Here is a 16,730-nt window from a genome sequence, read left to right on the forward strand (position 1 = left end):
GCCCGGCTCGGGGTCGGGATCGGGGGCGCGTCGGGGTGATGCCCGGTGGCCGCGGCTTGGAGCCGTGCGGGATCGTTTCCCCATGACGACCACCGGGGATCGACCCGTCGCCGCGCGGGTGCGCCACCTCACCAAGACCTACGGCAGCGGCGACGCGATGGTGCGGGCGCTCGACGACGTCAGCCTCGACCTCGTCGAGGGCGAGTTCACCGCGATCATGGGGCCCAGCGGGTCGGGCAAGTCCACGCTGATGCACTGCTGCGCCGCGCTCGACACCGCCACCTCGGGCGAGGTCTGGATCGGGGAGCACGAGCTCGGCGGGCTCAAGGACAAGCAGCTCACCCGGCTGCGCCGCGACGAGGTCGGCTTCGTGTTCCAGAGCTTCAACCTCGTCCCCACCCTGACCGCGGAGGAGAACATCCTGCTGCCCCAGTCCATCGCCCGGCGCAAGCCGGACCGGGAGTGGTACGACTCGGTCATCGACACCGTCGGCATCCGGAACCGCCTCGGCCACCGCCCCAACCAGCTCTCCGGCGGCCAGCAGCAGCGCGTCGCCGTCGCCCGCGCGCTGGCCGGGCGGCCGCGGATCGTCTTCGCCGACGAGCCGACCGGCAACCTCGACTCGCAGTCGGGGGCCGAGGTGCTCGACCTGCTCCGGCGCAGCGCGGGGGACCACGGCCAGACCATCGTGATGGTCACCCACGACCCGGTGGCGGCGTCGTACACCGATCGTGTGGTCTTCCTGGCCGACGGCCGCATCGTCGACGAGCTGCGTGATCCCGACCGCGAGCGCGTGCTCGAGGTGATGGCCACCATGAGCGTCGCGGTGGCCGACTGATGGTCCGCACCGCGCTCAAGAGCCTGCTGGGCCGCAAGGTGCGGCTCCTCATGAGCACCTTCGCGATCGTGCTCGGCGTCGCCTTCGTCGTCGGCACCCTCGTCTTCAGCGACACCCTCAGCCGCAGCTTCACCGCGCTGATGGCCTCCACCGTCGGCGACGTCGTCGTCCGGCCGGCCGGCACGTCGGGGGAGTCCGAGCCCAGCGCCCGCACCGTCGACTCCTCGCTGGTCGACCGCCTCGAGGGCGTCCGGGGCGCGGCCCGCGTCGACGGCAACGTGACCGCCTTCGGCGTCTTCGTGGTCGGGGAGGACGACAAGGTCGTCGGCGGCCAGGGCCCGCCGTCCGTCGGCGCCAACTGGAACGACGCGCCTGCCGGTCACGACCTCGAGGGGCTGGCGATCATCGGCGGCCGGGAGCCCGAGAGGGCCGGCGAGGTGGTGCTCGACTCCGTCACCGCCGGCGAGGGCGGCTACACGATCGGCGAGGAGGTCCACCTCGTCACCAGCGGCAAGCAGGCGGTCCTGCGCCCGACCCTGGTCGGCGTCGCGGGCTTCCCCGCGGGCGGCTCGCTCAACGGCTCCACGCTGGCCGCCTTCGACACCCGTACGGCGCAGCGGCTGCTGCTCGACGGGAAGGACGCCTTCACCGACATCTGGGTGACCGCGGAGCCGGGCACCAGCCAGGGGGAGCTCGCCTCCTCGGTCCGCGAGCGGCTGCCCGACGGCGTCGAGGCCGTGACCGGCGACGAGGCGGCGGACGAGGCGGCGTCCGCGCTCCAGGAGGCGATCGGCTTCCTGACCACCTTCCTGCTGATCTTCGCCGGCATCTCGCTGGTCGTCGGCGGCTTCCTGATCGTCAACACCTTCTCGATCCTGGTCGCCCAGCGCAGCCGCGAGCTGGCGCTGCTGCGCGCCCTCGGCGCCAGCAAGCACCAGGTCACCCGGATGGTGATGGTCGAGGCCTTCGTCCTCGGTGCGATCGGTTCCACCATCGGTCTGGGGCTCGGCATCCTGCTGGCGATGGCGATCCGCACGCTCTTCGGTCGCTTCGGCCTCGACCTGTCCGGCCAGTCGCTGATCATCGCGCCCCGCACGGTCCTGGCGGCGTACGCCGTCGGCATCGTGGTCACCATGGCCGCCGCGTGGCTGCCCGCCCACCGCACGGGTCGCATCGCGCCGATCCAGGCGATGCGCGACGACGTGGCCATGCCCGAGTCGTCGCTGCGGCGCCGGCTGGTCGCCGGTGTGGTGATGATGCTCGCCGGCGGCGCGGCGCTGGCCGCCGGGCTCGCGGACGCGGTGCCGCACCCCGGCTGGTTCGTCGGCGGCGGGATCCTGGCGATCCTCCTCGGCGTCGCCTCGGCCAGCCCGGTCATCAGCCACCCGTTCCTGGCCGCGGCCTCGTGGGTCTACACCCGGCTCTTCGGGACCGTGGGACAGCTGGCCGGCGAGAACAGCCTGCGCAACCCGCGTCGTACGACGGCCACCTCCTCCGCGCTGATGATCGGGCTCTCGCTGGCCTGCACGATGGCCATCGTGGGCGCCTCGGCCAAGGCCAGCGTCGACCAGACGATCGAGGAGAACTTCGTCGGCGACTACGTCGTCAGCTCGCTGTTCGGCCAGCCGTTCTCCCCGCGCATCGCGCGTGACATGGGCCGGGTCGAGGGGGTGGAGCACGTCTGGGCGCAGCGGTTCGCGCTCACCGGCTCGGGGCCGGACTCGCAGGGGATCGGGGCCCTCGACCCGGTCGCCTTCGAGCAGGGTATCGACCTCACGATGGTCGCCGGCTCCGCGGGCGCGCTGCGCGACGGGACGGTCATCGTCGAGGAGCAGTACGCCGACGAGGAGGGGCTGTCGGTCGGGGACACCTACGACGTCGACCTCGCGGACGGGCCGCGGGAGCTGGAGGTGGTCGGCATCTACGCCGAGAACCCGATCCTGCTGTTCCCGGCCGTCACGACCCCGCAGACCCTCATCGACGCCGGCTACCGCGACTCCGACAACTTCCTCATCATCGACACCGACGGGTCGAGTCCCGTGCAGGACGAGCTGGAGGCGGTGGTCGCCGACCAGCCCATCGTGACGGTCAAGGACCAGCAGGCCTTCGCCGCCGAGCAGCGGGGGCCGATCGACCAGCTGGTGCTGATGATCTTCGCGCTGCTGGGCCTGGCGCTGCTCATCGCGGTGCTCGGGATCGTCAACACCCTGGCGCTGTCGATCATCGAGCGCACCCGCGAGGTCGGCCTGCTGCGGGCCATCGGTGTCAGCCGTGCGCAGCTGCGCCGGATGGTGACCCTGGAGTCGGTGGTCATCGCGGTCCTCGGCGCGGTGCTCGGCGTGGTGATGGGCATCGGGTTCGGTGTGGCGCTCATGCACGCCCTGCGCGACGAGGGGCTCGAGGTCATCGACGTGCCGGTCGGCCAGCTCGCGATGTTCCTCGCCGCGTCGCTCGTCATTGGGGTGCTCGCGGCCGTCCTGCCGGCGCGCCGAGCGGCCCGGCTGGACGTGCTCCGGGCGATCAGCACCGACTGACCTTTACCATCCCCTTGGTCAAAACCTCACCCCGACCCTCCGGCGGGTCTACCCTTGGGCCCGTGGACACCGTGGACGTCAGGCCTGCTGAGCGCAGCCTCAAGCACGTGCAGGTGCGCGAGTACGTCCGAGACCTCCTCGCCGCTGCCGAGCCCGGCACCGCCGCGCCCTCCGAGCGCGAGCTGGTCGCCCAGTTCGGTGTCGCCCGGATGACCGTCCGCCAGGCCCTCGACGCCCTGGTAGGCGAGGGCCTGCTGGAGCGGGTCCCCGGCCGCGGCACCTTCGTCGCCCAGCCCCGCCACCGTGCCGGCCAGCTGACCTCCTACACCGAGGACATCAAGCGCCGCGGCATGCTGCCGGAGTCGCAGACCCTGCTCGCCCGCCGCGAGCAGGCCGGCCCCGGCGTGGCCCGCGCGCTGTCCATCACCCCGGGCGACGCGGTCATCCACTGGAAGCGGCTGCGTCGCGCCGACCAGCAGGTCGTGTGCATCGAGGACGCCTACCTCAACGAGGTCCTGCTCCCGGGCTTCCTGCAGAGCGGCATGCCCACCAGCCTGTACGACGCCCTCGAGGCGCGCGGCCTGCGACCCACCTGGGCCGAGGACTCCATCTGCGCCGACGCCGCCGAGGCGGAGGAGGCGGGCCTGCTCGAGCTGTCGGCCGGCGCCCCGGTGCTGCGCCACTCGCGTCGCGCCCTGCTCGCCGACAAGCCGGTCGAGGTCTCGCGCACCGTCTACCGGCCCGACCGCTTCACCGTCTACGTGCAGCTCGGCGGGGACTCCTAGGCCTCGAGCCGCTCGATCTCCGCCGTCGCGTTGGCCCGCGCCGGCGGCTCCCACAGCCGCGCCCCGGCGTCCGTGGCGAAGAGCCGCGGACCCTCCAGCAGGTCCCGGAGCACGGCCGCCCGGCCGGCCGCGAAGTCGGCGTCGGGCACCTGCGCGTACTCGCGCCGCACCCCTGCCGCGTAGTCGGCGTAGCGGCCCGGCCCGGCCGCCAGGATCGCCAGGTCCGCGTCGCTGAGCACGCAGCCGTTGCGGTCGTCGGGGAACGGCCGGTGGTGCTCGGTCATCCGCACCAGGCGGGCGACCTCCGCGGCGGGTGGTTCCGGGAGAGCGCGCTCGGCCCACTGCGCCGAGCGCTCCTCGGCGTCCGGGAGGGCGTCGTACACGGCGTCGTGGAACCACGCCGCCAGCACCACCGGCACCCGGTCGAAGCGCTCGCCGGCCCGGTCCAGGTCGTCGATGCGGTCCAGCACCTCGGTGAGGTGCGTGAGGTCGTGGTACCCGTCGCGGTCCCACGCCGCCAGCAGCGCGTCGCGCACGTCGTGGAGCGCCGGGATCGGCCAGCGGGCGGCGAGGTCGGGCAGGCCGGGCGGGTCGGGCAGGTCGGGCACCCTCCCGACCCTAGCCCCGCCGAGAGGGCACTTCCGTGCACCTCACACCTGCCGACCGGGCGCTTCCGTGCACCTCACACCTGCCGACCGGGCACTTCCGTGCACCTCACACCTGCCGACCGGGCGCTTTCGTGCAGGTCAGACGTGCCGACCAGGCACTTCCGTGCGCGTGGGCATCTGGCCGCGCCGCCGTCCGTGGGTCTTCACCTGGAGCTGCCTTCGGCACAGCGTCGCCGAACCGAAGTGCAGGGAAGCGCCCGGTCGCCGTACCGAAGTGCAAGGAAGTGCCCGCTCGGCGCCTCCGAGGTGCACGGAAGTGCCCGCTCGGCACCTTCCAGGTGCAAGGAAGTGCACGGAAGTGCCCGCTCGGCGCCTCCGAGGTGCACCAAAGTGCCCGCTCGGCGCCTCCGAGGTGCACGGAAGTGCCCGGTCGACGTGAGGGGTCGTGCGAGGATCATCGAGTGGCGGCAGACCCTCCATCGGCCTGGATCACGACCGAGCGCCTGCGCCTGCGTCGACCGGTGGCCGGCGATGCCCGCCGGTACTTCGAGATCCACTCCGATCCGAGGACCTTCCACCACCTGCCGTCCGCGGCGATGCGGGACGAGTCGGAGGCCTCGGCGCGCCTGGACACGTGGCGGCGCCACTGGGACGAGCACGGATTCGGGTACGCCGTCGTCGAGACCACCGCCGACGCCGCCGTGGTGGGCTTCGCCGGTCTCTGCCACGTGCGGCTGGCCGATCACGACGTGCTCAACCTCTACTACCGGTTCGACCCGGCCCACTGGGGCCGAGGGCTCGCCACGGAGGCGGGACGAGCCGTCGTCGACGAGCTGGTACGACGGCTCCCCGGCCACCCGGTCGTCGCCCGCATCGCGCGGAACAACCCGTCGTCGATCCGGGTCGCCGAGCGGCTGGGCATGCAACGGGACGGGCTGCAGGACCCCGACGACCCGGTACCCCACTGGATCTACACCACAAGCCCCCTCGAGGGTCGGCACCCGGGAGCGACGTGAGCGGGATGGGACAGAGCGTGCTCGCCGTCTTCGCCCACCCCGACGACGAGTCCCTGTCGGCGGGTGGGCTCCTGGCCCGCCACGCCGCGGAGGGCGCGACGACCACCGTGCTCACGGCCACCTGGGCCGCCGGCACGACCCGGACGCGGGAGCTCGCCGAGGCGACCAGCGTGCTGGGCGCGGGCGAGCCGCGGCTCCTCGGGTACGCCGACGCCCGGGCGCCCGGGTCCGCGCCCGGCCGGGAGCGCCTCCTCGACGCCCCGATGGACGAGATCGTGGCCAGCATCGTGGCGCACGTCCGCGAGCTGAGGCCGCAGCTCGTCGTCACCCACGACGCGTACGGCGGAGCCACCGGCCACCCGGACCACGTCCGCACCCACGACGGCACCGTCAGGGCAGTGCAGGAGGCGGGTGACGCGCGGCAGCACCCGGACGGAGGCCCGCCCTGGACGCCGTGCGCCCTGCTCCTGGCCACCCACCCCCACTCGGCGCGGCAGCTGCTGGCCGACTCCATCGGCGCCCGCAAGGCGCTGCACACCACCGCCGACGACCAGGCCGAGCGCGTGGACGTGACCCCGTGGCTCGACCAGAAGGTGGCCGCGATCCTCTCCCACCGGGCGGAGGTCGAGCGAGGTGCGCTGCCGGGCCAGGTGGCCGCGATGACCGCGGACCGGCGCCGGTCCCTGCTGGGCACCGAGTGGTACGTCCGGACCCGGCTGGCCGGGCCCGACAGCACCCGGCACGAACGCCCCTAGACCGGCAGGTCGTCGCTGTCGACGATCCGGTAGGCGTATCCCTGCTCGGCCAGGAACCGCTGCCGGTTCTGCGCGAAGTCCGCGTCCACGGTGTCGCGCGAGACGATCGTGTAGAAGTGCGCGGTCTTGCCCTCCGCCTTGGGTCGCAGCAGCCGCCCGAGCCGCTGCGCCTCCTCCTGGCGCGAGCCGAACGACCCGCTCACCTGGATCGCCACCTCCGCGGAGGGCAGGTCGATGGAGAAGTTGGCCACCTTGCTCACCACGAGCAGCGAGATCTCGCCCGAGCGAAACGCGTCGAAGAGCCGCTGGCGCTCCTTGACCGGCGTCTCGCCCTTGATGACGGGGGCGTCGAGCATCTCGCCGAGCTCGTCGAGCTGGTCGATGTACTGCCCGATCACCAGCGTGGGCTGGGTGGAGTGCTGGTCGACGAGCTGGCGCACGACGTCGACCTTGCGGTGGGTGCACGCCGCCAGCCGGTAGCGCTCCTCCGGCTCGGCGGTGGCGTAGGCCAGGCGCTGCCCCTCCGGCAGCGTCACCCGCACCTCCACGCAGTCGGCCGGCGCGATCCAGCCCTGCGCCTCGATGTCCTTCCACGGGGCGTCGTACCGCTTGGGCCCGATGAGCGAGAAGACCTCGCCCTCGCGGCCGTCCTCGCGGACCAGCGTCGCGGTCAGCCCGATGCGGCGTCGCGCCTGGAGGTCGGCGGTCATCCGGAAGATCGGCGCCGGCAGCAGGTGCACCTCGTCGTAGACGACCAGGCCCCAGTCGCGGGCGTCGAGCAGCTCGAGGTGCGTGTAGACGCCCTTCCGGCGGGTGGTGAGGACCTGGTACGTCGCGATGGTCACCGGCCGCACCTCCTTGACGGACCCGCTGTACTCGCCGATCTCGTCGGCGGTCAGCGTGGTGCGCTTGATGAGCTCGTCCTTCCACTGCCGCGCACTCACCGTGTTGGTCACCAGGATCAACGTCGTGGCCTGCGCCTGGGCCATCGCGGCCGCCCCGACGATCGTCTTGCCGGCACCGCAGGGGAGCACGACCACGCCGGAGCCGCCGTGCCAGAAGGACTCGGCGGCCTCGCGCTGGTAGGTGCGCAGCTCCCAGCCGTCCTCGTCGAGGGAGATCGCGTGCGCCTCGCCGTCGACGTACCCCGCGAAGTCCTCCGCCGGCCAGCCGAGCTTGAGCAGCGCCTGCTTGAGGTTGCCGCGCTCGCTGGGGTGCACGGCCACCGAGTCGTCGTCGAGCCGGTTGCCGATCATGCCGGCGACCTTCTTGGCGCGCAGCACCTCCTCGAGCACCGGGCGGTCGTTGCTGCTGAGCACGAGGCCGTGCACGGGGTGCTTCTCGAGCCGGAGCCGGCCGTAGCGCGCCATCGTCTCGGCGACGTCCACGAGCAGCGCGTGCGGGACGGCGTACCGGCTGTACTCCAGCAGCGCGTCGACCACCTGCTCGGCGTCGTGCCCCGCGGCACGGGCGTTCCACAGGCCGAGCGGCGTCAGCCGGTAGGTGTGCACGTGCTCGGGCGAGCGCTCGAGCTCGGCGAAGGGGGCGATCGCCTTGCGGCAGTCGGCCGCTCGCTCGTGGTCGATCTCCAGCAGCAGCGTCTTGTCGCTCTGCACGATCAGGGGGCCGTCGTTCACCGGCCCAGCCTACGGAGCACCGCAACGCGGGCCCGGGCGGCGTACGTCGTGCGTCAGCTCGCGGCGGCCTTCTGGCGGGCGCGGTACGCCGCGACGTTGGCCCGCGAGGAGCACCGGTCCGAGCAGTAGCGCCGGGACTGGTTGGGCGAGGTGTCGACGAAGACGTTGGTGCAGGGGCTGGCGTGGCAGACCCCGAGCCGGGTGGCGCCGACGTCGCAGACCAGCGTGGCCAGGCCCATCAGCGACTCCCCGATGAGCAGCTCGGCGACCGAGGCGGACCGGTTGGCGACATGCATGTGCAGGTGCGCGGGGTCGTGGTCGCTGATCATCGGCGTGACCGGGTGCCGGGCGAGCAGGTCGTTGAGGCGCGAGACCACCAGCGGCACCTGCTCCTCCTCCGACGCCTCGAAGACCGGGCGCAGCTCGGCCTGGAACTCCTGGAGGTCGCGGACGTCGCCGGCGGTGACCGACGGGTGCAGCCAGCTGCGGTCGGCCAGGTGCGCCAGGAGCGCGTCGGGGTCGGCGAGGTCGGCGTTGAGCAGCGATGCCGACGCCTCGGCGTACCTGATGAAGTCCACGTCACCAGCCTACGGACGGGCCGGGAGCGGGGCGACGGACGTGATCCGGTGCACGGCGAAGGCGCGCAGGTCGTCGGCGCGGTGGTCGTGGGCGGTGAGGCTGCCGCCCTCGAGGCGCACCGGGTCCACGACCCGGTCCGAGCGCGCGCCGTGGTTGTCGACGTAGCCGATGACCACCGTGCTGCCGGCCTCGATGGCCTCGCGCAGGGCGGTGAGCGCGCCCGTCGGCGTGGTGGTCAGCGTCGGTGTGTCGGGACGGGACGCGGTGGCCCGGTCGCCGCTGCGGATCGCGGTCACCACCGCGGCGACCCCTGCGTGCGTGCGGGCGATCGCGGCACCGCGGCTGCGGCCGGCACGCGGGCGCCGGGCCCGGAGCAGGTCGCGCCGGGCGACGCGCACCGTCCCGTCCGGCGCCTCGACCACCGGGGCGGCGCCGAGCTCGCGGAGGCGGGGGAGGAGGACGTCGACCGGGATGGTGCTGATGAGGACGGTGGGCGCGATGCGGCGCAGGGCGAGGGAGCCCGCCTTGGGGTGGTGCAGCAGTTCGGTGAGCGCGCTCTCGTCGTCGGCCCGCAGGAAGGACTCCGCCTGGCCGACGCGGACCGTGCCGAAGGTGCGGGACACGTCGTCGACGAGGTAGGTCAAGGGCTGGGGGACCGGGGTGCGCGACACCGACCCGACGAAGTCGTGCACCTCCAGGGCCGTCCAGCCGGCGTCGAAGGCACGGCGTACGGAGCCGGGCGTGAAGCGGTAGACCGTCGCCCCGCCCCGCGACTCGACGTCGGCGACCAGGTGCAGCGTCCGGGCCAGCTCGGCCTCCAGCGGTCCGGGGGCCACCGCGGTCAGGTCGGCCTGGAGCAGCACGTGGTCGACCGGCTGCGGCAGGTGCGGCGTGATGGCCGCGACGGCGGCGTCGTGGTCTCCGGCGAGCACGGCCCGGCCGGCCCCCGAGAGCGCGCCGGCGCCGGTGAGCCCGAGGGCGGCGGCCTCGGTGACGGCCGCCGCGACCAGGTCGCGGTGCACGGACGGGCGCCGCGGGCGCCGCCACGCGACCCGCTGGACCAGCGACGGGACCCCGGTCCCGGTGGCGAGCGCCGCGCCGGCGGGCAGCGCGGCGAGCTCCTCCAGCGCCAGGCGGCGCGCCTCGGGGGCCATCTGGCTGGACAGGTCCGGGGCCAGGGCGTTCCAGGTGCGGCCGGCGGGGTCGCGGGTGCCGATGAGGGACGCGACCCGGGTGGTGTCGAGCCAGGCCAGCACCAGGGCGGCCCAGCGCTCGGCGACCGACCCGGCGGACCAGGCGTCGAAGGCGTCGGTCGGCAGCCAGACGGAGTCGCCGTCCTCGTCGACGCCCTCCGTGAGCAGCCCGGCCGTCGAGGCGAGCTCCACGAGCAGGCCGGCCTCGGGCTCGTCGACCTGCAGGTCGCGGGCGGTGGCCTTGAGGTCGCGGACGGCCAGCCCGCCGCCGCGCAGGACGCCGGGTGGCTCGAGCCCCCAGTGGTCCAGCACCAGCTCCACGCGGCGTACGGACTCGAACGCCGCCCCCGCCGCACTGCGCTCGACCAGGGACGGGTCGCGGTCGGTGGTGGCCACCTCGGGCACCTCGTCGCGCGGGGTGCGGGTGGTGCGGCCACCACGGAGCGCGAGGCCGACCTCGCCGGGCAGGACGAGGGTGCCGCCGTCGCGGGGGAGGAGCAGCCGGTGGGCGATGAGCTCCTCGACGGGGGTCGCGGCGTCGGCCGGGGAGACCGTACGCCGCGCGGTGCCGGTGGTGCCCTCGCCGCCGTGGGCGTCGACGTGCTCGAGCAGCGCGCGAGCCGCCGGCGACAGCGCCTCGATCCGCGTGGTGACGGCGGCGGGGTCCGTCGGGTCGGGCGACATCGGCCTCAGGCCGCTGACCCCGGCGCTCTCGTCGCCGCGCAGCGCGTCGGCCACCCCGCTCAGCGGACGAAGCCCGCCCGGTGACTCCCAGACGAGCGCCAGGTCCACCAGCCGGGTGACCGCGGCGCCCGCCGCGGACGGGTCGGCGTGCACCAGCGAGACAAGTTCGTCCGAAGTGGTTTGACCTGCAACCACGAGGGCATCAAGCACCGAGAGCTCGAGCCGGGTGAGGCCGTCGAGCGCGCGGATGACTGAGCTGCGAGTTGCTGCCCGTGAGGCCAGCTGGGCGGAATCGTGAGGTGCGGGAGTGGCGAGATCGGGTCGGTCCGCGAGCAGGCGAGCGAGCCGCTCGTCCGGCCAGCCGCGCAGCTGGTCCGCGAGCGTGCGTGGGGGCGCCGCCGGCTGTGTCCTCGACATCCCTTCTACGCTACTCGCCGAGCCCACCCCGGGGCTCATCGTCGAAGAGCGCGAGGACAGGGCATGAAGCCGGTCGATCTGCACCACGGAGCCGCCACCGACGTGGGTCACGTGCGCTCGGTCAACGAGGACTCGTTCCTCGTCGCACCCCCGGTCTTCGTCGTGGCCGACGGCATGGGCGGGCACGCCGGCGGTGACGTGGCCAGCCAGATCGTCGTCGAGGAGTTCGCGCGCCTGGTCGAGCAGGGCTACGACCCGAGCCGCGGCGCCGAGCACGTCTCCGACACCATCGCCCGCTCGCAGGCCCGCATCGTCGAGTACGGCGAGGGGCAGCGCGCCGACCACCCCCGCTGGCACGCGGGCACCACCGCCGTCGTGGCGGTGCTCGTCGACGACCAGGGCACCACCAAGTGGCTGCTGGCCAACCTCGGCGACTCGCGCATCTACCGCTTCCTCGACGGCCGCCTCGACCAGGTGAGCGTGGACCACTCGGTCGTCCAGGAGCTGGTCGACGCCGGCCAGATCACCGCCGAGGAGGCCACCGTGCACCCCGAGCGGCACGTGATCACCCGTGCCCTGGGCAGCCCGGAGGGCGTGCACCCCGACTTCTTCCTGCTCCCGCTCCCCGCGGTCGAGCGGCTCATGCTGTGCAGCGACGGCATCTCCGGGATGATCCCCGACTCCGCGATCGCCGCCATCCTCGACTCGGTCCCCGACCCGCGGGACGCGGCCGACGCGCTGGTGCGGGCTGCGCTCGATGCCGGGGGCCGCGACAACGCCACCGCCATCGTCATCGATGTGGTGGGATTGGTGCACGACGATTCATACGACTCCGAGCGACAGCGCGCGAGTCTCGAAGACAAGTTGGGGGCCCGTCCGTGAGTGAGTCCGTAGGTCATCGTCGACAGCTGTCCGCCGGAGGCTGGTACGCCGTCCTGGGTGACCGGGTCACGCTCCTCCTGCCGGGCGACGAGCGGCCCCGCGTGGCCGGGCTGTGGGAGCTGGTCGACGCCGGCGCCGACTTCGACGAGGTGCTCGACGGCCTGCTCGCCGGCGGGATCCGGACGCTCACGGGCTTCGTGCTCGTCGGGCACGGCGACAGCACCCGGGTCCTGGTCCGCGGCGGCGCGACGGTGACCCTCTCCACCGACGAGGGCGACACCGAGGTGTCGGGGGCCGGCGAGACCATGTGGGCCGACCGCACGCTCACCGGCGTCACCGGCGGCACCGCTGTCGTGGAGGACGCGGGTGCGCACGACCTCGCCCTCACCTCCGGCATCGCGCGGGTCGGGTCGCTGGCCTTCGGCGACGTGCCGGCGGTCGACGGGGCCGCCGCGGTCGCCCCGAGCACCGCCGGGACCGGTGCCCCGGACCCCGCGACCCACGGCTCGCCCACGGCCGGCGTCGACCCGGTCGACCTCCCCGAGGCCGGTCCCGAGACGGGTCCCGACACCGACCCCTGGCCCGGGCCGGACGCCGGCGACGCCATCGCGGGCCGCCCCGGGCCGACCGACCAGGCGACCGATGAGACGGCCGACGCGCCGACCGACGCGCCGCCGCAGGCCGACGACGAGCCGGTCGCGGACGTCGTACCCATCGAGGCCGCGACCTCCGGCGGGCCGGACGCGCGGGAGCCCCTCACGTTCGGTGCCCCCGACGACCACGACCCCACGCCGACCGGCGAGCAGCCTGCCGTCCTCGACCCCGTCGAGCCGGAGGGCCGCAGCGGCGGGGAGGACGACCACGACGGCCAGACGACCGTCGGCCCGGCCACCGAGGCGTTCGTGCGGCCCGGGACCCCTGGGCAGGAGCTGGCGCCGTCGGTGGTCTCGCGCCCGGTCGCCAAGCTGGCCTTCTCCACCGGCGAGGTCGTCGACGTGGACCGCACGATCATCGTCGGCCGCGCGCCCGAGGCGCGCCGCTTCGCCTCGAGCGACCAGCCCTTCCTGGTCACCGTCGCCAGCCCCCACCACGAGATCTCCTCGACCCACCTCGAGATCCGGCCCGGCGCCGGGGCCGACCACGGCAGCGCCGTGGTCACCGACCTCGGCTCCACCAACGGCACCGTCCTGGTCCAGCCGGGACTCCCGCCGGAGGACCTGCAGGCCGGCATCGCCGTGTCGCTGATCCCCGGAGCGATCCTCGACCTCGGCGACGGCGTCACCATCCAGACCACGAACCCCTGACGCAGGACCCCCTCACGTGACGCAGCAGCAGGCCGCAGCCCCGGCCACCACCTACCCGGTCGCCGAGCTCGAGCGACGGTTCTACGCCTTCGCCGTCGACCGGGCGGTCACCTGGGGCCTCTACGCCGTCGTCGGCGTGGGCGCCTGGCTGGCGCTGGGCGACGAGCCCTTGGTCATCGCCGGGATCGTCGCCGGTGCGATGGTGCTGGGCTGGCTGGTGCTCGCCGTGATGACGGGGGTCTCCGGCAACACCCCGGGCAAGTCCGCGCTCGGCCTGCGGGTGGTGCACCACGGCACGGGTACGCCGATCGGGGTCGGACCGGCGCTGGTGCGCTCCCTCGTCCTCGCCGCCGCGTCCCTGCCGACCTTCGGGATCGGGCTCGCCACGCTCGCCTGGACCGCGGTCGAGGACCGTGGCCGCCAGCGTCGTGGCTGGCACGACCACCTGGCCTCCTCCGTCGTGGTCGACGTCCGGCCCGTGGAGGAGATCACCGAGCTCGTCGACGACAGCCCCCGCCACGTCGTCAACCTCACCGCGATGCGCCTGATCCCGGCCCCGGCCGTGGAGCCCCCGGTCTTCCAGGCACCGCCACCGCTGACCCGTCCCGCGCCCGAGGCGCGACCGCAGCAGGGGCCCCCCGCGCCGGCGTACCCCACGCCCGACGTGCCGGCCTTCCTGCCCCCGCAGCAGCCGTCCCCGCAGGCCGCGCCGCCGCAGGCGCCCCAGCCGGCCCCGCCGGCCCAGCCGCTCCAGCCGCTCCAGCCGCCGGTCCAGCACCAGCCGCCCGCACAGCGCCCCCCGCACCCCGCACCCGCACCCGGTCACGCGGGTGGGCAGCCCGGTGACGACTCCGGCCGCACCGTGGTGCGCCCGCGCCGTGACGGGGCGGGCGCCGCGCAGCCGGCCGGGCCGCGCTGGCGGGTGCGCTTCGACGACGGCCACTCCTTCGTCGTCGAGGGCCTCGTCCTGGTCGGCCGTCGCCCCGAGCCGCGTTCGGGGGAGCCCGTGTGGCACCTGGTGCCGCTGACCTCGGCCGACATGTCCGTCTCCAAGACGCACGCCCAGTTCGCGCCCGCCCCGGACGGCGCGCTCGTGGTCATGGACCGGGGCTCGACCAACGGCTCGACGCTGACCCGCAAGGGCGTCTCGCGTCAGCTCTCCCCGGGCAAGCCCGCCACCCTGGTCGACGGCGACACCGTCGCGTTCGGCGACCGCTCCATGGAGGTACGCCGCGAGGCGTGAGGTCCGACGACCTCAGCGGGTGATGGCCACCGGGATCCGGGTGACCGAGCCGCGGGCCCCGCGCCAGCGGATCCACCCGTCGTCGACCCGCCCCGGCGCGGCCGGCCCGGTCACGGCGATCCGGAAGGTCGCGGTCTCGCCCGGGCCCAGCCGGACGGCCAGCGGGGTCACCCGCACCCGGTGCCGGGCGAAGCCGAGGGCCTGCGCCGAGAAGTACTCCGCGCGGGTGCCGAGGTTGGTCACGCGCCGGGTCACGGTGCCGTTGCCGCGGACCAGCACCGAGGACAGGTTGAGGTCCGCCCACGAGCCGGTGTCGAGCGCCTCGCGGTAGCCGGAGGTGGCGACCGGCAGCGCGAGGCGGGCACCGGTCACGTCGGCGCCGGCACGGCCGGCGCCCTGGCGCAGGACCGGGTCCGAGCCGAGCGGGGCCGCGGTGGTGGCCAGCACGGAGCGCACGACCGGGGCCGGCCAGTCGTGGCGCGAGCGCAGCAGGGCGGCGGCACCGCTCACCCGGGCGGTGGCGGCCGAGGTACCGCTGAAGAGCGCCCAGCCGCGGTCGCCGGGGACCGCGCCGAGGACGCCGTCGCCGACCGCGACGACGTCGGGCTTCACGGCGCTGGCCCGGGGGTCGCCGGAGGGCGACCAAGCCGCCGTGCGGCCCGCCGCCGGCGACGGCGCGACGCCGGACATCCGGACGGTGGTGCGGTCGTGGGTGCGGATCCAGCGCAGGAGGCGGGCCGCGTCGGGTGCGGCCAGCTGCACGGTGGGGACCGCGTGGAAGTCGTCGACGACGGGGCCCGGACGCACGTTGCCGAGCACCATGGCGACGCCGTCGGCCCGCGCCACGGCGTCGGACTTGTCGATGCGGCCGATCCCGCCGCGCTCGCAGAAGACGGCCCTGCCGGCCGTGCGGGCGGCGTCGAGGGTGCCGGGCCGGCACTGTGCGGCGTCGCGACGGCGTACGCCGGGGGCGGCCACGTCGGCGCCCAGCACGAGCCGGGTGGGCCCGGAGGTGCGTCGTGACCGGCTGGCCCCGGTCAGCGTGGGGCCGCCGGCGACCGAGACCCGGCCCTGCCAGACGCTCCCCAGGGAGGCGCCGACCGTGGTCACCCACGGGCTGTCGTGCGCGGCGTACTGCCGGCGGCCGTCGTTGCCCGCCGCTGCGACGACGACGACGTCGGCCTCCGCGGCACCGAGCAGCGCGCGCTCGACGGTGTCGGTGCCGGGCGGCCCGGCGACCGACAGGTTGAGCACGTCGACCCCGTCGGCGGTCGCGCGGTCGATGGCCGAGACGAGGTCGGCCGTCGCGCAGCCGTCGTCACCCGGGTCGGGGGCGCCCCAGCACGCCTTGTAGGCGGCGATGCGGGCCTGCGGGGCGATGCCGCCGTACTGCCCCACGGTGCGGCCCTGCATGCGCACGCTCACCCCGGCGTTGCCGGCCGCGACCGACGCGACCTGGGTGCCGTGGCCGATCGCGTCCCGCGGGGAGAGGTGCTCGGAGGCCCGGATCCGGTCCTGGCCGAAGCCGGCCACCCACCAGCCGGACGCCACCACCTTGCGGCTGCAGGTCCCGGAGGACCACTCCTCGCCGACCTCGCAGGTCCCGTCGAAGTCCTCCGGCGCGCGCCCGAGTCCGGGGAGCGCGGCGAAGAGCGGCGACTCGGGCGCGAGGCCGGAGTCGATGACGCCGATGACCGCCCCGGCGCCGCCGCGAGAGCGGGGCTGGCCGACCTGGCCCGAGGCCAGCGCGGTCCCGCGTCGGCCGGTCAGGGCGCGCACGGTGTTGGCCTCGACGGAGGCGACCTCGGGGTCGGCCTGCACCGCAGCCACTTGCTCGGGGGTGAGCTCGGCGGCGAAGCCGTTCAGCGCCGTGGTCCACCGGTAGGTCGTCATCGGGCTGCCCACCTGGGCCAGCACCGCGTCCTGGCGGGCGAGCAGGTCGGCGGGGCCGCGACCGCCGGCGGACGTGCCGGGACCGGTGAGCGTGACCAGCTGCAGCGCCGGGACTCCGGTGTCGTCGGCGCGTGCCGGGGCGTCCAGCGCCGCCGGGCCGAGCCCGGCCGCCACCGTCGCCAGGACCGCGAGGACCGTCGCGCGGCGCAGGCCGGCGCGGCGCGCGGGGTGTCGGCGGTGGAGGGGCACGGCGGGTTCCGGATCCAGGAGTGGTGAGCGGGCAGGAGCTGCCCATCATGACGCGAGCCGCCCATCGTGTCAGGCGGTTGGAGGGGTTTCAATGCAGGCGTGCTCGGGGCGCC

Annotated in this window: 13 protein-coding genes; 8 read left to right on the forward strand and 5 right to left on the reverse strand. The window is 74.7% G+C overall.

The window, feature by feature from the left end; genetic code table 11:
- Positions 1-82 precede the first annotated feature (82 nt).
- The 3 genes from ASG94_RS13690 to ASG94_RS13700 all read left to right on the forward strand — a co-directional run bounded on the left by ASG94_RS13690 (position 83) and on the right by ASG94_RS13700 (position 4,157).
- The gene (locus ASG94_RS13690; protein WP_056926988.1) at positions 83-838 is read left to right on the forward strand and encodes an ABC transporter ATP-binding protein; all 756 of its coding nucleotides are present in this window, start codon (positions 83-85) and stop codon (positions 836-838) included.
- Positions 838-3,372: an ABC transporter permease gene (locus tag ASG94_RS13695; protein WP_056926989.1), complete on the forward strand. Its 2,535-nt coding sequence runs from the start codon at positions 838-840 to the stop codon at positions 3,370-3,372. Before ASG94_RS13690 ends, ASG94_RS13695 begins: the two co-directional genes overlap by 1 nt.
- A 62-nt stretch (positions 3,373-3,434) precedes the next feature.
- Complete coding sequence (locus tag ASG94_RS13700; protein ID WP_235537270.1) at positions 3,435-4,157, forward strand: GntR family transcriptional regulator; 723 nt, start codon at positions 3,435-3,437, stop codon at positions 4,155-4,157.
- On the opposite strand, the gene ASG94_RS13705 is transcribed toward ASG94_RS13700, so the two are convergent.
- The gene (locus tag ASG94_RS13705) at positions 4,154-4,765 is read right to left on the reverse strand and encodes an HD domain-containing protein (RefSeq protein WP_235537271.1); all 612 of its coding nucleotides are present in this window, start codon (positions 4,763-4,765) and stop codon (positions 4,154-4,156) included. The two genes, ASG94_RS13700 and ASG94_RS13705, sit on opposite strands and share 4 nt — an antisense overlap.
- Before the next feature lie 461 nt (positions 4,766-5,226).
- On the opposite strand from ASG94_RS13705, the gene ASG94_RS22005 reads away from it, so the two are divergent.
- Together ASG94_RS22005 and ASG94_RS13715 are read left to right on the forward strand one after the other, a co-directional pair.
- Complete coding sequence (locus ASG94_RS22005) at positions 5,227-5,781, forward strand: GNAT family N-acetyltransferase (RefSeq protein WP_056926990.1); 555 nt, start codon at positions 5,227-5,229, stop codon at positions 5,779-5,781.
- Positions 5,782-5,786: 5 nt separating this feature from the next.
- Positions 5,787-6,536, forward strand: coding sequence for a PIG-L deacetylase family protein (locus ASG94_RS13715; RefSeq protein ID WP_056926991.1), 750 nt, complete (start codon positions 5,787-5,789; stop codon positions 6,534-6,536).
- Here ASG94_RS13715 and ASG94_RS13720 read toward each other — a convergent pair.
- Genes ASG94_RS13720 through ASG94_RS13730 form a run of 3 tightly spaced genes read right to left on the reverse strand, consistent with a single transcriptional unit; the run spans position 6,533 to position 11,046 of the window.
- Positions 6,533-8,173 (reverse strand): DNA repair helicase XPB, encoded by a 1,641-nt coding sequence (locus ASG94_RS13720; RefSeq protein ID WP_056926992.1) that lies wholly within the window; start codon positions 8,171-8,173, stop codon positions 6,533-6,535. The two genes, ASG94_RS13715 and ASG94_RS13720, sit on opposite strands and share 4 nt — an antisense overlap.
- 53 nt (positions 8,174-8,226) lie before the next feature.
- Positions 8,227-8,751 carry a CGNR zinc finger domain-containing protein gene (locus tag ASG94_RS22410; protein WP_056926993.1) on the reverse strand — a complete coding sequence of 175 codons (525 nt, stop codon included), beginning with the start codon at positions 8,749-8,751 and terminating at the stop codon, positions 8,227-8,229.
- A gap of 9 nt (positions 8,752-8,760) precedes the next feature.
- Positions 8,761-11,046: a helicase C-terminal domain-containing protein gene (locus ASG94_RS13730; RefSeq protein ID WP_082624179.1), complete on the reverse strand. Its 2,286-nt coding sequence runs from the start codon at positions 11,044-11,046 to the stop codon at positions 8,761-8,763.
- Positions 11,047-11,109: 63 nt separating this feature from the next.
- Here ASG94_RS13730 and ASG94_RS13735 point away from each other — a divergent pair, with 63 nt between their 5' ends.
- Genes ASG94_RS13735 through ASG94_RS13745 form a run of 3 tightly spaced genes read left to right on the forward strand, consistent with a single transcriptional unit; the run spans position 11,110 to position 14,475 of the window.
- Positions 11,110-11,928 (forward strand): PP2C family protein-serine/threonine phosphatase, encoded by an 819-nt coding sequence (locus tag ASG94_RS13735; protein ID WP_056926995.1) that lies wholly within the window; start codon positions 11,110-11,112, stop codon positions 11,926-11,928.
- Positions 11,925-13,232, forward strand: coding sequence for an FHA domain-containing protein (locus ASG94_RS13740; protein WP_156411579.1), 1,308 nt, complete (start codon positions 11,925-11,927; stop codon positions 13,230-13,232). Before ASG94_RS13735 ends, ASG94_RS13740 begins: the two co-directional genes overlap by 4 nt.
- A gap of 16 nt (positions 13,233-13,248) precedes the next feature.
- On the forward strand, positions 13,249-14,475 hold the full coding sequence (locus ASG94_RS13745) for an RDD family protein (protein WP_056926997.1): 1,227 nt from the start codon (positions 13,249-13,251) through the stop codon (positions 14,473-14,475).
- 12 nt (positions 14,476-14,487) lie between these two features.
- On the opposite strand, the gene ASG94_RS13750 is transcribed toward ASG94_RS13745, so the two are convergent.
- Positions 14,488-16,617: a S8 family serine peptidase gene (locus ASG94_RS13750; RefSeq protein ID WP_056926998.1), complete on the reverse strand. Its 2,130-nt coding sequence runs from the start codon at positions 16,615-16,617 to the stop codon at positions 14,488-14,490.
- Between the last annotated feature and the right edge of the window lie 113 nt (positions 16,618-16,730).

The organism is Nocardioides sp. Soil805 (assembly GCF_001429625.1).
Taxonomy (GTDB): Bacteria; Actinomycetota; Actinomycetes; order Propionibacteriales; family Nocardioidaceae; genus Nocardioides.

Bases quoted from the DNA above. Each gene is read 5' to 3' on its own strand.
- ASG94_RS13690 (WP_056926988.1), top strand. From the start codon at position 83: ATGACGACCACCGGGGATCGACCCGTCGCCGCGCGGGTGCGCCACCTC.
- ASG94_RS13695 (WP_056926989.1), top strand. From the start codon at position 838: ATGGTCCGCACCGCGCTCAAGAGCCTGCTGGGCCGCAAGGTGCGGCTC.
- ASG94_RS13715 (WP_056926991.1), top strand. From the start codon at position 5,787: ATGGGACAGAGCGTGCTCGCCGTCTTCGCCCACCCCGACGACGAGTCC.
- ASG94_RS13730 (WP_082624179.1), bottom strand. From the start codon at position 11,046: ATGTCGAGGACACAGCCGGCGGCGCCCCCACGCACGCTCGCGGACCAG.
- ASG94_RS13735 (WP_056926995.1), top strand. From the start codon at position 11,110: ATGAAGCCGGTCGATCTGCACCACGGAGCCGCCACCGACGTGGGTCAC.